Source organism: Paenibacillus sp. SSG-1 (assembly GCF_002224835.1).
Lineage (GTDB): Bacteria > Bacillota > Bacilli > Paenibacillales > Paenibacillaceae > Paenibacillus_AQ > Paenibacillus_AQ favisporus.
In genome coordinates this window covers 1,989,903-2,003,760 of sequence record NZ_MBRK01000001.1, presented here as the reverse complement: position 1 = coordinate 2,003,760, position 13,858 = coordinate 1,989,903, and the positions used below count along the sequence as shown (strand labels likewise).

The following is a 13,858-nucleotide window of genomic DNA, read 5'->3' as shown; positions in this document are numbered from 1 at the left end:
TTCTGTTCAAGATTAGGAAGCGAACTCCTCCACCCTCCGGTGGGGAATCGTCAGCGTGACGACGGCGCCGCCCTCAGGAGCATTCCCAAAAGACAGTCCTGCTTCGCTGCCAAAAAAATGCTTCAAGCGGTACAGGACGTTCGTCATGCCCAGATGCTCGCCGCTCCGGCTCTCCATATATGCTCCTGTCTGCAGCACTGCAGCGTCTCTTCGTCAAACCCGGCGCCGTTGTCGGCAATAACGACCGTCAGCTCTCCCGTCCCTGCGTGATCGATACGGATATCGATATGAAACGGATGGTCCATAAAATCAAAGCCGTGTTTTATCGCATTTTCGACAAACGGTTGAATGAGCAGCGGCGGAACCGCTGCCTGGGCAAGCTCCTCCGGCAAATGGCAGGCATATGTCACCTGGTCCGGAAAGCGGACCTGCTGAATCCGGATATAGCTCTCCAAATGTTCCATTTCCTCCGCCATTGTCACCGCCACCTGGTTCGTACGGGTCGCAAAGCGGAAATATTGAACGAGATTCAGGCACATCAGCTGAATGACGCCGTAATTTTGAATTTGGGCCAAATTGTATACGATATTGATGGAGTTCAGCAGAAAATGGGGATTGATCTGAAGCTGCAGATGCTTCAGCTCCGCTTTGTGCGCCTTGATCTGCTCCTCGTACACGCTGATTTTCAGTTCTTGAATTTCAGAAGCCATATTGTTAAAGGTTTCATTGATGATCATAAATTCCTTCGATTTGGAAGGCTTCAGCCGGTAAGCCAGATTGCCGTTCTTGATGCTCCGCATACCACGGATCAAGCTGTTCATCGGCTTCAAGATGATATCGTTCAAGTAGATCAAATAAATGATCAGGACGATGACCGCCAAGACGGAAATCATCAGGATCCCCCGTCTGAAATGGTATAGATTCTGCAGCATCCGGGCTTCCGGAATAAAGGCGCCCAGGCTGAGTTCCGTACTCTGGATCGGGTGCTGGACCACGATATACCGTCTTCCATCCGCCTTTACGGCCTGGTAGGTATCGGTTGTTTCTTCGAGCGGCGGGATGTCCAGCTTGGGCGAATCGGGAGACGCCGAACTGGTGATCAATTCGCCCGCTTCGTTCAAAAAGCCGGCGTAGCCGTCCTTCCCGAGATGAACCAGATCGAGCGGGATCATCAAGTTTTTCAGCTGAACGAACGCCCCTAAATAGAAACCATCACCCGCATCCACAAGCCGGATCAGGGCGTATTTGCCCTTGCTGTATGGAATCGCCTTCCACTGCATGAACACAGGGCTGTCCGGACGGGCATTTTTCACCACTTGCTGAATAGCCATTTGGATCGACTGCAGTTCGTCATAAGACTGCGTCTTGATCGGCGTATTGAACAAATCATGGTTCTGCACCGAATAGATGAACTGAAGGTCCACGCTGTTATCGAACCGGTGATAGCGCGTAAGGCTGTTCAGGATCCGGGCCTTGGCCAGAACATATTCGTCTCCATCGTTCAGCAGCTGGGACAGCGCGGCAATGTTGGGATCCTCGACGGCAAAGTTGTACAAAAACTTGATCTCCTTGTTGAGCGCCGCCTCGATCTGGCTTGAATAGAGGATGATCGAGTTTTTGTTCGAATCGGCCACCTGTTCCCGGACCGTGTTCATCGCGTAGTAATTGTTATAGAGCAAAAGCAGGAAGAGCGGAAGCGTAATGGCAATGAAGCCGATCACTAATTTGCTGCGCAGCGAACGTTTGATATTCATAGCTCTGTCGGTCCTTTTTGTCAAAATAAAGTGTTTCAGGAAGGGGAATAGGGAATCCCCATCCCCGGTTTTAAGCTATACCGGTTGGAGATTCCCTCGTAACTGCCGATGTTATGGATTCGCCTTCGCCCATTCGGCGAGCTGTTTGTCTACTTCCGCCTTGACTTTGTCAAAGCCGGCCGCCTTGCGTTTTTCCTTCCACTTGGCAATGATTTTCTCCGGATCCGCGGCACCGGAGCGGAGTGTGGCGTCAAACTCTTTTTCCACGTTGGCGATGGAGGCCAGCTCCGATTTGACCGGCTCCTGGTCAAAAGCAAATCCGAGGGCGATCGACCGTTCCGCCCGCTCGTTGAACTTCTCGAATTCCTTCCACTTGTTCGGATCCTCGTTCGCCCACAGATAAGAATTGAACTGGTTGCCGAACATCCAGCCTCCCGGATTCGGGTAGGTTTGCGTGTCCGCATTGACGCCTTCCGGATAATCGATGACCTGGTCGGATTTTTTCACGTAATGCTTGCCCTCAATGCCCCAATCCAGCATATTGAGCAGTTTCGGATCGTTGTACAGCAGATCCAGGAACATCATGGCCCGCGCCGGATCCTTGGATGTCCGGGAAATGCCGAGCATCGCCCCCTGCGCATCTCCCGTCGTCGTGAACGGCTCCGCCGTCTCGACCTGTACCAGGTCCACGCCCGTCGTGACGCTCATCTCCTTGTCTTTGCCCGGTTTCAGGGATTGGGCCACGGCGAACGCCTTGCCGGCTTTAATCATATTCATTCCCTGGTCGGCGTCAGAGGTCAGAATGTCCTTGTCGAACCAGCCGTTCTGATACCACTGATGCATCCGTTTGAAGAAGTCGATGAACTTGGGATCCTCAAGCGTATCGATCGCTTTAGGTTCCTTGCTTCCCCGCGGAACGGCCAGATTCGCCACGATCCCGTCGTAATTGGCCGCACTCCAAACATTCGTGAACTTGCTGGAGACGACCGGGGTCACGCCAGGCTCGTTGTCTTTAATCGTTTTGAACATCGCTTCCATATCTTCCAGCGACTTGACGCCATTGATATCGAATTTGTATTTGTCCACCAGCTTCTTGTCGAGCAGGAAACCGAAGCCCTGTCCGAATTCCTTCTTCGTCGGCAGCGCGTACAATTTGCCGCCGATCTTCGAGCCCTTAATGAAGTCATCTCCGAGAATTCCCGGAATGTCCTTGCCGTACTGCGCCATCAGCTCATCCAGTTCCACGAACTGGCCTTTGGCCACATCCTTGGCATACGAGAACCAGCTTGCCGTAAACAGCAGGTCGAACGGCTCGTTGGAAATTTTCATCAGGTTGGTCTTGTCATCCCATGACGCCCATTCAATCGGCCTAAGCTCGATCGTCGCGTTGATTTTTTCCGTCAGGTATTTGCTCATCTCATCCTGGACCAGCTGCAGATCCTTGGGTGCGGACGCCGGATATACCAGCGTAATTTTATAAGGCTTCAGACCGGTGCCGCTGTCCGAACCGGAGCCGCCGGCGGCCGTGCCTGAAGCTTCGCCGGAGTCACCTGCACCTCCTTTGCCGCAGCCCGTCAGGGCAAGCATTCCGCACAGCATCATGATCAGCACCAAATGGTAGGCTTTTTTCATTGTCGACGCTTCTCCTCTCAATGATTAAATGATGTAGAGTCAGCCCTTGACGGCGCCGCTCGTTATCCCGCTGATGTAATATTTCTGGAAGAACGGGTAAGCGAACAGCAGCGGGGCAATCCCGACGATGGCCAGCGCCATCCGGACCGTTTCCCGGGGCATCTTGGCCAGCAGCTCGCCCACCTGGGCGGAGCTTCCCGATTTCATCAGCAGGTATTGGATATTGGTTAACGTTTTGGTCATCAAGTACTGAATGTTGTACAGCTCAGGCTTATCAATAAACAGCATGCAGTTATACCAGTCGTTCCAATAAGACAGCGTGTTGAACAGCCCGATGGTCGCCATGATCGGCAGCGACAGGGGCAGGACGATGCTGAAAAATATCCGGATTTCGCTGGCTCCGTCAATGGTCGCCGACTCCACGACCGACTCCGGAATAGTCGATGAGAAGAAGCTTCGCATCAAGAGCACGTTGAAGGCGCTCAGCAGCAGATTGGGAATGATCATGGCGAAAATCGTATTTTTCAGGTCAAACATGTTGACATACGTCATATACCAGGGCACCATCCCCCCGCCGAACAGCATCGTAAAGAAAATATAAAAGGATAACGTACGCCGCAGGGGCAAATCCGGACGGGACAACGGATAGGCGAACAACGCGGTCATGAGCAAACTGACCACTGTTCCGATCAGTGTCGTCAGGATGGTGACGCCGTAGGCCTTAGCGATTTCCGAGAAATCGTTAAACAAAAACTGGTACGCAGCAAAGCTGATTTCCTTGGGGAACAAGGAATACCCCTTTTGCAGGATTGAATCCTCACTCGAGATCGACACCATAAAAATCAGTATAAAGGGAATCAATGATGCCAGTGTAAAAGCCCAGAAAAACAGGTGGATCAAAGAAGGGCCGATGATTTTTTTCACGCTTGCTGTCCTCATGACGTTCCTCTACCTTTCTTGGAAAAATCAATGACGCTTGCACACATCCCTTGCGACGAAAAACGCGGCTCCCTAAAACAAAGCGTCACGCTTGTTGATCCGCCGGACGGCTGCGTTAGCTGCCAGAATCAGGACAAAGCAGACGACCGATTGATAGAAGCCCGCCGCCGAGGACATCCCGATGTCGCCCGACTGCGTCATCGCCCGGTACACGAATGTATCGATCGTATTCGTGGTCGGGATAAGCGCGCCCGTGTTCATCGGCACTTGGTAGAACAAGCCGAAGTCGCTTCTGAGGATTCCGCTGACCGCAAGCAGTGTCATCGTAGTAATGACGGGCGTGATCAGCGGGATCGTAATCCGCGTCATCTGTTTCCACTTGCTGGCGCCGTCGATGGTTGCCGCCTCGTAATACTCCTTGTCAATCCCGATAATTGCGGCGAAATAGATGACCGACAAGTACCCTACGTTCTTCCACGCATTAACGATCACGAGGATATACGGCCAGTAGCGGGGCTCGCCGTACCAGGAAACGGCTTCAGCGCCGAACCATTTGGCGATAAGCCGGTTCACCAGACCGCTTTCAACATTCAGAAAGCTGTAGACCAGGTACGCCACAACGACCATGGAAATGATGTGCGGCAGCAGAAAGGTGCTCTGGTAGAACCGGGTGATGACCTTGTCCCTGATTTCGTTAATCAGCAGCGCTGCGAGGACGGCCAGCACCAGATTCAGGACGATAAACACGAAGTTGTATAGAAAGGTGTTTCTCGTAATGACATAGGCGTCCTGGGAGTTGAACAAAAATTTAAAGTTGTCCAGTCCCGCCCATTCGCTTCCCCAAATGCCGTCAACATAATTGTAATTTTTGAAAGCCAGGATGACGCCGTACATGGGGATATAGTTGTTGATGAATAAATAAATGACTCCCGGCAGTGTCATCAGCAGCAGCCATTTGTATTTCTTCAGTTGTCTCCGGAACGTGGAAACCCGCCGGATCTTTGCCGGGCTCACCGCATTCCGGTCAAGCTGCACCGCCTCTTGCATGATCTCACTCCTTTTTGTCGTTTCGTGACCTGTAACCCCTTACAATTCCGATTCTATATGGTGCAAGCAAAGACCGGCTACCACGATGATGACTTCCTGCTAACGCTCTGATGACTTGTTTGCTTATTTCCCAATCGGTGGTTGACACCCCGTACAGGAATCTTTATGCTAGGGGCGTGATCGATCCTATGAAAGCGAAATCATCTTTGGGGAGGTTGACCCATGAGCAATGCAAATGCCGTTTCGCGCGTGTTCATTCTGGGAATGGACGGCGCAGGCAGCTTTATTCAGCACACGGCTACACCGGTCATCGATGCTTTTCTGGCAAAAGGGGCCGTCACCTATGACGCCCAAGCACAGTCGCCGACAATCAGCGCGGAATGCTGGGGCTCCGTGCTCCACGGCGTCGTGCCGGAGAAGCACGGACTAACGAACGAGGTCGCTGCGAGCGAGCCTTATCCTGCCGAATCGCCTTACCCTTCCGTATTCCGGCTTGCAAGGAAGGCATGGCCCGAGGCCAAGCTCGCCTCCTTCACCAGCTGGAGCCCGATCAATGACGGGATCGTTGAGGATGGCATCGGAATACATAAGGAATCTCTGCCGGATGCCGATCTGGTTCAGGCCATCCAGAACTATCTGGAACAAAACCCGGACGTCAAACTGCTGTTCATGCAGCTGGATGAACCCGATGCAGCCGGACATAAGCATGGCTATGGACCGGACTCGCCGGAATATTTGAATGCGATTACACAAAATGACGTCCTGTTCGGTCAGGTCCTAGGTACCCTTGAGCAGCTGGGACTTCTTGAAGACAGCCTGGTGATTGTATTGACCGACCATGGCGGCGGAGGCGACGACAAATTCAGCCACGGCAGCGATCATCCAATGGACAAAAATGTGTTCTGGGGCTGCGTAGGACCGGGAATCGAGCCGGGAACAACCATCGGGGAAATCTCGATTGTGGACACCGCGGCTGTCGCCGCAGCCGCTCTAGGCCTGGATATTCCGGATGCCTGGGATGCTGTTGTCCCTGCCGGCTTGCTCCAGACCCGCACGGTGCCGGGAAACGGTTAACAGGAGGAACAGATGAGGAAAACGTTTCGATTTCGCGAGGACGGCACGTTCACCATTCTCCAATTTACGGATACGGAGTTTTGCGAGCCTGATGATGAAGAGCTTCAAATGAAGGATATGATGCGATGGATTATAGAGGCGGAACAGCCCGATCTGGTCGTCTACACCGGTGACGTGATCGCCAGCAATAAAAGCCCGAACCCGGCCGCAGCGTTCCGGGATGCGGTGTCGGTTCCGGAGCTGATGGGCATCCCCTGGGCAGCCGTCTTTGGAAACCACGACTCCGAGGCTCCCGATATGACGCGGGAACAGCTTCATGCCCTGCAGCTGTCCCACCGATACTGCTATGCGATTCCCGATCCGCCCCACGTCAAGGGCACAGGCAACTATTGTCTGGAAATCCGGGATTCACACCGGGACAACACGGAGGCCGCCCTTTACTTTTTGGATTCAGGCAGCTACTCGCCGCTGGAGCATCTGCGCGTCGGATTTTACGACTGGATCCGCCGCAGCCAGATTGAATGGTATACACAGCAGTCCTACCGTCTTACGGCAGGCAACGGCGGAGTCCCGCTGCCCTCGCTTGCCTTCTTCCATATCCCGCTGCCCGAATATAACGATATTTGGGATTTCTCGGTCTGTTATGGGAACAAGCTAGACCGCCACTGCTGCGCGCCCTGGATCAACACCGGTTTTTTTGCGAGCATGGTTGAGATGGGCGACATTCTCGGTACGTTTGTCGGCCATGATCACGGCAACGATTTTTGGGGAACGCTGCACGGTATCCGCCTGTGTTACGGACGGACCACCCGCAACGCTTATCTGGATCAGCCATTCATGCCCGGTGCCCGGGTCATCCGGCTCACGCAAGGGGAGCGGAGTTTTGACACCTGGCTGCATCTGCAGGACGGGTCCGTCATACGCGATCAGCTTGTCCATGCACCGACAGGCAGACCCGTCCAGGCGGGAATGCCGGCAGCAGCCGAATAACAGCCTAAAAAAGCCGTTCAAGCGATGCGGATTGCATCCGCTCTTGAACGGCTTTGTTTGGGTTCAACCCGTGATTTCGGCTTTCTTCTCGTAGTAGCTTGCCGGAATGATTTTAAAAACCTGAACATACAAAAGCGAGCTGAGGATCGTTGCCAGGAGGATGAAGCCGAACACGACCACCGGCGGAAACCACGACGACAGCATAATCGTGACCGGCGCGATAAACCGGCCGACCGAGAACTGCAGATTCGCCGCCCCCATGTATTGCCCTCTCGCGTGTTCAGGCGCATATTTGCTGATAAAGCTGTCGGTGACGGGGCTCCGCGAAAGCTCGCCGATCGTAAACACAAACGTAAACACCAGCAGCAGCCACACCTGCGTCGTCAAACCGATCAAGAACATTCCCCCGCCAAACAGCAAGGCCGACATGATCAGGATGTTCCGTTCGGACCAGCCTTCGAACAGCTTGGTTACGGGAAGAACGCACAGCACGAACAGCAGACCGTTCAGCCCCAGCATCAACCCGAATACCTGCGCGCTGCTCAGGTTGAACGTCCAGCCGCTGAAGGACAGCAGCGCCTGTCCCGGCACGTATTCTTTGACATACATAGCCAAATACATATCCAGCTGCATAAAAGCAATCGTCACCAGGATGCCCGCGGCAATATAGAGCGCAAATACCTTGTCCTTAAAAATGACGCCGTAACTCACCACCTGCTCCTTCAAGATAGCGGTCAGCTTGCTGCGGGTACGATTCATCCTTGCCGATGCCGGAAGCGTCTCCCTGCTGAACAATAAAATGGTCAAAAAGTACAGAAGCGTTACCGACGTGCAGGTCCACAACAGCTCGTGCCGGTACTGGAAAAAGAATACCGAACCCAGCGCCGGGCCAAAGACCGCCCCGATATTTCTGCCCGTCACGAAGGTTGCGAATACCATCCGCCGGTCCTTTTCCGGAGTCACGTCGGCTACCATGGCCGAGCTTCCCGGGGAATAGATCGCCCCTCCCAGCCCGAGTCCGATATATGCGGCATAGTCGAGCCAATGGGACGGGGATAGCGCAAAGACGGCAAACATGCAGGACTGCATGCAGGCCCCGAGCAGCATGGCAGGCCTCCGCCCGAAGCGGTCCGCCAAATACCCGCCGAACAAGCTCCCGAGCAGGCTGACCAAGGGGGGAACAGCCATCAGCATACTGGCCGCGGTCTTGCCGAATGCGTCGCTGAAAAACAGGGTGATGTAAGGAAAGTACATCCAAAACAGCAAATTGAAGAGTGTGTCGCCGATCAGCCGGATTTGCAGGTTCAAATCCCATTTAAGCCAGTTCACAACAGAGGTTCCTCCTGTTTTATGATGGGGTCGTTTCTCTTCCTGGAGAATCATTGGCGGTGAAATAGCCGGTCATGTGGAAAAAATGGAAGGAGTTTTAATATATCACAGGAATATGGAGCCGGGCAACGTTTTTTTTGCAAGCGATAACAATCCCGTTCCGATATGTGCTTGTGACACGGCGAGAACACAAAAAAAACTCCTGAAGGCATCTTTCCTTCAGGAGTGTATATCATCGCTATCGGCAGCCAGGAATGCTGACGGCAGGCCGCAGCTATTCAATCCGCGCACAGGCGATCCGGTTGCCGGAGTTCCCCGACGGGTCGGTCACGTAATCGTCCGCTTTCTCATGGATGATGATCGCGGTTCCGCCCGGCTTCAGGAGCGAATTGGCGGCTCCCTTGTTAAGCGTTACGGACTGGGTTTCCAAATCGGCGGTTACCGTCCCGTCCTGCTTCACCTGAATGTTCAGCAGGTCTCCGGCATGATAGCCCTTCGGATTATGGAAGCCGTGCTGCTTGCCGGTCGGGTTGAAATGGGCTCCAGCTGTTTTAAAGTCAGGCGGATCACACTTGCCGTTTTCGTGGAAATGAATGCCGTGCTCACCTGGCGGCAGATTCGCGGCTTCGATATGGATTTGAACTGCGGCTCCTTTTTGAGTCAGAAGCGCCGTCCCTACTTCTCCGCCTTTGGAATCCACGATTTTCACCTTCAGCTGCGGCTCTTCCGAATTGGCATAAACAGCCGGTGTTACGGCGGCGGATCCGAGCAGAAATCCGGCGCTGAGGCAGACGGACATCACCATTTTTTTCATACTTGCAATCGTCCTCCTGTATTCTGGTTTTAGGTCTCCCAAAATCAGGTTTGCCTATTTCCCGAAAAAGATAACACCTGTGCCGTACAGAAGTCCGAAAAATAAAAGCAGCCCGAAGATCCCAGAGCGGGAAATTCGGACTGCTGTAACCATGCGGGTTAAAGCAATGGACTTGGTTAGCGCGGTTACACGAGATCAGGAATATGAATCTCGACTTCCTTCTTCGTCTGCGCGGAGCGGATAATGCCGTCGATAATGGCCTGATTCCGCAAAATTTCCTCGCCCGGAATCGGAGCCGGCGTGCCTTCACGCAGCGCGCGGACAAAATCCTTGATTTTCTCCTCAAACACGTTGATTTCATGCTTGATGAGCGGAATATTGCTCTCGGTATGATGTCCCTGGATGTCATGGAACAGCGAGATGGAGCCGACATGCCCATCCCATACCCCGCTCCAAGGGCCGCTGCCTGCCGGAAGCACCTTCATGCCCGCATCCGTGCCGAGGAACATCGTCGCACCAAGCGTATCCATATGCATCGCCCAGGACGTCTTGAAGTTCAGGACCAGGTCTCCTTCGAACCGGACCATGGCCAGGCCGAAATCCTCAACGTCAAATTGTCCGGCTTCCGCGTGGTATTTCGGATTGGTGCCAAAATAGTTCGAGGTATAGGCGGAGACGGTCAGCGGCTTCGGATAGCCAAGCGTGTTGAGCGCCAGATCCAGCGAATAGCAGCCGATATCGGCCATGGCGCCTGCGCCGGCGATATCTTGGCGGATAAACGTTCCGCCCGGCATGCCGCGGCGGCGTCCGCCCCCGGTTTCCACGTAATACACTTTACCCAGTTGTCCGTTCTGGACCATGTTTTTAATGATGGCCATGTTCGGGTCGTAGCGCGGCTGGAAACCGACATTCAGCATCTTTCCGGTTTTCTTGGATACCTGCACCATTTCGACCGCTTCGTCCAGCGTGACCGACATCGGCTTCTCCAGCATGACGTTTTTGCCGGCCGACAGGGCGTCCACCGTTGTACGGTAATGCGCCACGTTCGGCGTACAGATGCTTACGCCGTCCAGATCCAGCTCGAGCAGCTTGCGGTGGTCGTCAAAGCCGGTCGCATCCGGCAGGTCCCAACGCTCAATGAATTGCTGCGCCTTGTCTGGCAGAATATCCGCTACCCCGACGATTTGAACATCCTCGATTCCTTTGTAAGCCCGGGCATGCGCTCCGGCAATGCCCCCGCTTCCGATAATGCCAATCCGAATTGTTTTTCCCACGAGATCGTAATCCTCCTATACTTTCGCGTTCTTTCTCCGGTATTCCGACGGCGTGTAGCCGTACCTCTTCCGAAAAACGGTATGCAGATAGCTTCCGCTGGAAAATCCGCCCTGAACGGCGATTTTCTCGATGGACCAGCGCGTCTCCACCAGCTGGCGGCACACTTCCTGCAGGCGGAAATCCTCCAAAATTTCGCTGAAGGACCGCCCGCCCCCCTGATCCTTAATGATCCGCTGCAGCTGCCTCGAGCTGATATGCAGCTTGTCGGCCACATCCTCCAGCACCACTTCGCCGGAAGAGTTGGCGTGGATGTACTCCAGAGCCAGCTGGTACCGGTAGGCCTTCATGTCCCGGGACGGAAGCTCCGCCTCCCGTGGTTCCGGCTCGTAAGCGCGCACGGCACGGAGCAGAATTTGAATGATGCAGTTTTTGATCGTAGTATACAGTCCTAAATATTTTTGCTGTGAGGCGTTGAAGGCCTCCAGGAAAAACGGCATCGCCCGGTACGTATCCATCACGGGCTTCAGCGGCAGCGTCCGCAGCTTCTCGATGCAGTCATGCGCCTCGGCCGCCTCCCACGGATCGGCGTATGGACGCGGCGACTGGCCGGCATCCTGGACCTGCGACAGGTCCCGGATATCCACATGCAGACACAGCTCATCCATCGATTCCTCGGGATCCGCTTCCTGGTAATGGAGCACCTCCGGCCCCGTCAGGTAGAACATGCCCTCCTGAAGAGCATAGGGTTCATCCACCAGGATCACCGTTCCCTTGCCGCGTGGTATAAAATGAAACTCAAACTCGGCATGCTTGTGAAAGGACACGATTTTCCCCGGAGGAAAAGAAGTCAAATGAAAACGTATCACCCGAATCTCATAATTTCCCCAATAGATGCGTAAATCCAGACGCTCCAAAGCATCCTGGCGTCCCTGCATAGTTTCGTATGGAAAATTATTCATCATTGCAGCAACATCCTTATGTCTGATAAGTTCTGTGATGGTTAGCCTTGCAGTTCGTTCAGTTTAACGGCGCGGCGCTCCGCGTACGACAGATTGGCCGCTTCCATGAGCTTCGTCAATTCGATCGCCATCGCGATGTTTTCGTCGGCAGTTGTGCCTTGTTCGATATGGCTGATCCACTGCTCAAATGCGCTTTCGCGGTTGGCCGGAACCGGAATCTCGACCCAGGCATCCTTGTATTCCTCATTGCGGGTCGTACGAAGCAGCAGCTTGCTGTCCGGCGTTCCGAACAGGATCGTTCCTTCGGTGCCGTGCACCTCCACGGTAAACGGCGAAAAGTTGTTCACGAATCCGGCTTCAACGACGCCTACTGCGCCTGATTTCGTAGACAAAGTCGCAACCGCGTTGTCTTCCACTTCTTTTCCGGTTATGTATCCAAATTGCGCGCTCACGTCCACAGGCTCTTCTCTCAAGAAAAGTCGCGTCAAATACATTGGATGGCAGCCGAGATCGATCAGGGCGCCGCCGAGCGTCTCTTCCTTCTTATAAAAATGCGCAGGCAGCCAATTGGCCGTCGCCCCATTGTGGGACAGCCGCACACGTACATAAGTTACCTTGCCCAGGAGCTCCTGGTCCAGAAGTTCCCGGATCGCCAGCGTATAGCCGTCGTTCAGTCGGGGAAGGGATACGGTCAGCTTCACGTTATTTTTCTCCACAGCCGCAATAATGTCGTTGACCTCGCTAAGTGTTGCGGCAATAACCTTTTCCGTAAAGATATGCTTGCCGGCTTCTGCGGCTTTGATCATGACTTCGCGGTGCATGTTCGTTGGCGCATCCACGATGACCCCATCGATATCGTCACGGCTGAGCATTTCATCCAATGATGCGTAAAAAGTCACGCCCTGCTTATCGGCGGCTTCTTGCCCACGCTCCGGATTTTCGTCCCACACAGCCACGATTTCCGCACCCGGATGAGCCTCAGCCTGTTTCGTATAGTCCCATGCATGCACATGCCAATAGCTTATTTTACCGATTCTGATCATATCCAGCGCTCCTCAGTATTTAATATTAAGACATCATGCCCTTAATCTAACACATGAAAAACCGTTAATACAGTATAATATTACGACAATTTTATATAAAATCGCGCCGCAAGAAAAACCTGGTCTAAAGACGGGTTTCCGCCCCAACCGGAGACGGTTTTGTTCCGGCAAAAATTTGCGTATCATGGGAATACAAGTTCTTCCGGACTGTTAAGAATTCGGGCAGACGGCTTAATACTTTCTTAAGCTTTCTGTTCATCCGTTCTTAATCTTTGCTAATTAAAATGGAAAGCACAAGTACAATCACGATAAGGAGATTTTTATGGATGTGCTGGGATATATCGAGCGGCTGTTCGGACAGTACGGATATTGGGTCCTGCTTCTCGGACTTCCGCTAGACGCCATCGCTTTGCCGATCCCGCCAGGCAATACGACGCTTACCTACACCGGGTATTTGTCCTATAAAGGCGTACTGGACCTGCTTCCGGCTTTAGGTGCCGCCTACCTCGGCTCCATCGTCGGGCTGACGGTTACTTACGTGCTAGGGTACAAGCTGGGTCAGCCGCTGATTGAGCGCTACGGGAAATGGCTTTTTCTCAAACCGGAGCATGTGGAAAAGACCGCCAGAGTATATCACAAATACGGCAACAAGCTGCTGCTGTTCAGTTATTTCATTCCGGGAGTCAGGCAGTTTATCGGCTACTTTACAGGGATCATCCGCGTCCCTTACCGCACCTTCGCCTTGTACGCCTACACGGGATCCGCGCTCTGGGTTACCGTCTTTGTCGGGATCGGCTACATTTTCGGCAATCAATGGCAGCTGGTCTTGACCTGGACGGAGCATTTTTTGAAATACGTCGTGGCCGCAGTGTTCGCCATTCTGGCCGTATACGTTTACCTGAAATGGCGCAAGCGTACCAAGGTTCATTCGAGGCAATGAGGCAATAGGGTTAAGCTTCGGACGCTGACGACCATTCGATGCAAAAAAAATATTTTTGAGGA

General features: G+C 53.5%; 13 protein-coding genes. 3 read left to right on the top strand and 10 right to left on the bottom strand.

Annotated features, from left to right (window positions below; translation table 11 throughout):
• Positions 1 to 12 precede the first annotated feature (12 nt).
• The 5 genes from BCV73_RS35740 to BCV73_RS09420 all read right to left on the bottom strand — a co-directional run bounded on the left by BCV73_RS35740 (position 13) and on the right by BCV73_RS09420 (position 5,267).
• Positions 13 to 177 (bottom strand): sensor histidine kinase, encoded by a 165-nt coding sequence (locus BCV73_RS35740; RefSeq protein WP_256992795.1) that lies wholly within the window; start codon positions 175 to 177, stop codon positions 13 to 15.
• Positions 144 to 1,754 (bottom strand): sensor histidine kinase, encoded by a 1,611-nt coding sequence (locus tag BCV73_RS09435; protein WP_256992794.1) that lies wholly within the window; start codon positions 1,752 to 1,754, stop codon positions 144 to 146. The genes BCV73_RS35740 and BCV73_RS09435 overlap by 34 nt, the downstream gene beginning before the upstream one ends.
• Before the next feature lie 111 nt (positions 1,755 to 1,865).
• On the bottom strand, positions 1,866 to 3,386 hold the full coding sequence (locus BCV73_RS09430) for an ABC transporter substrate-binding protein (RefSeq protein ID WP_089546894.1): 1,521 nt from the start codon (positions 3,384 to 3,386) through the stop codon (positions 1,866 to 1,868).
• Between the two features lie 39 nt (positions 3,387 to 3,425).
• Positions 3,426 to 4,325 carry a carbohydrate ABC transporter permease gene (locus tag BCV73_RS09425; protein ID WP_076167155.1) on the bottom strand — a complete coding sequence of 300 codons (900 nt, stop codon included), beginning with the start codon at positions 4,323 to 4,325 and terminating at the stop codon, positions 3,426 to 3,428.
• Positions 4,326 to 4,397: 72 nt separating this feature from the next.
• Positions 4,398 to 5,267 (bottom strand): ABC transporter permease, encoded by an 870-nt coding sequence (locus BCV73_RS09420; RefSeq protein WP_244867372.1) that lies wholly within the window; start codon positions 5,265 to 5,267, stop codon positions 4,398 to 4,400.
• Positions 5,268 to 5,594: 327 nt separating this feature from the next.
• Between BCV73_RS09420 and BCV73_RS09415 the strand changes: the two genes are divergently transcribed.
• On the top strand, positions 5,595 to 6,446 hold the full coding sequence (locus BCV73_RS09415; protein ID WP_089546893.1) for an alkaline phosphatase family protein: 852 nt from the start codon (positions 5,595 to 5,597) through the stop codon (positions 6,444 to 6,446).
• Between the two features lie 12 nt (positions 6,447 to 6,458).
• On the top strand, positions 6,459 to 7,436 hold the full coding sequence (locus BCV73_RS09410; RefSeq protein WP_089546892.1) for a metallophosphoesterase family protein: 978 nt from the start codon (positions 6,459 to 6,461) through the stop codon (positions 7,434 to 7,436).
• A gap of 63 nt (positions 7,437 to 7,499) precedes the next feature.
• On the opposite strand, the gene BCV73_RS09405 is transcribed toward BCV73_RS09410, so the two are convergent.
• From BCV73_RS09405 to BCV73_RS09385, 5 genes are all read right to left on the bottom strand, one after another.
• The gene (locus BCV73_RS09405) at positions 7,500 to 8,765 is read right to left on the bottom strand and encodes an MFS transporter (RefSeq protein WP_089546891.1); all 1,266 of its coding nucleotides are present in this window, start codon (positions 8,763 to 8,765) and stop codon (positions 7,500 to 7,502) included.
• A 274-nt stretch (positions 8,766 to 9,039) separates the two neighbouring features.
• Positions 9,040 to 9,579: a superoxide dismutase family protein gene (locus BCV73_RS09400; RefSeq protein WP_089546890.1), complete on the bottom strand. Its 540-nt coding sequence runs from the start codon at positions 9,577 to 9,579 to the stop codon at positions 9,040 to 9,042.
• Positions 9,580 to 9,764: 185 nt separating this feature from the next.
• On the bottom strand, positions 9,765 to 10,853 hold the full coding sequence (locus BCV73_RS09395; RefSeq protein WP_089546889.1) for a Gfo/Idh/MocA family protein: 1,089 nt from the start codon (positions 10,851 to 10,853) through the stop codon (positions 9,765 to 9,767).
• A 15-nt stretch (positions 10,854 to 10,868) separates the two neighbouring features.
• A complete protein-coding gene (locus BCV73_RS09390; RefSeq protein WP_089546888.1) occupies positions 10,869 to 11,816 on the bottom strand; it encodes a helix-turn-helix domain-containing protein in 948 nt (315 codons plus the stop codon).
• 38 nt (positions 11,817 to 11,854) lie between these two features.
• Complete coding sequence (locus tag BCV73_RS09385) at positions 11,855 to 12,856, bottom strand: Gfo/Idh/MocA family protein (protein ID WP_089546887.1); 1,002 nt, start codon at positions 12,854 to 12,856, stop codon at positions 11,855 to 11,857.
• A gap of 322 nt (positions 12,857 to 13,178) precedes the next feature.
• Here BCV73_RS09385 and BCV73_RS09380 point away from each other — a divergent pair, with 322 nt between their 5' ends.
• On the top strand, positions 13,179 to 13,796 hold the full coding sequence (locus BCV73_RS09380; RefSeq protein WP_089546886.1) for a DedA family protein: 618 nt from the start codon (positions 13,179 to 13,181) through the stop codon (positions 13,794 to 13,796).
• The last annotated feature ends 62 nt before the right edge of the window (positions 13,797 to 13,858 follow it).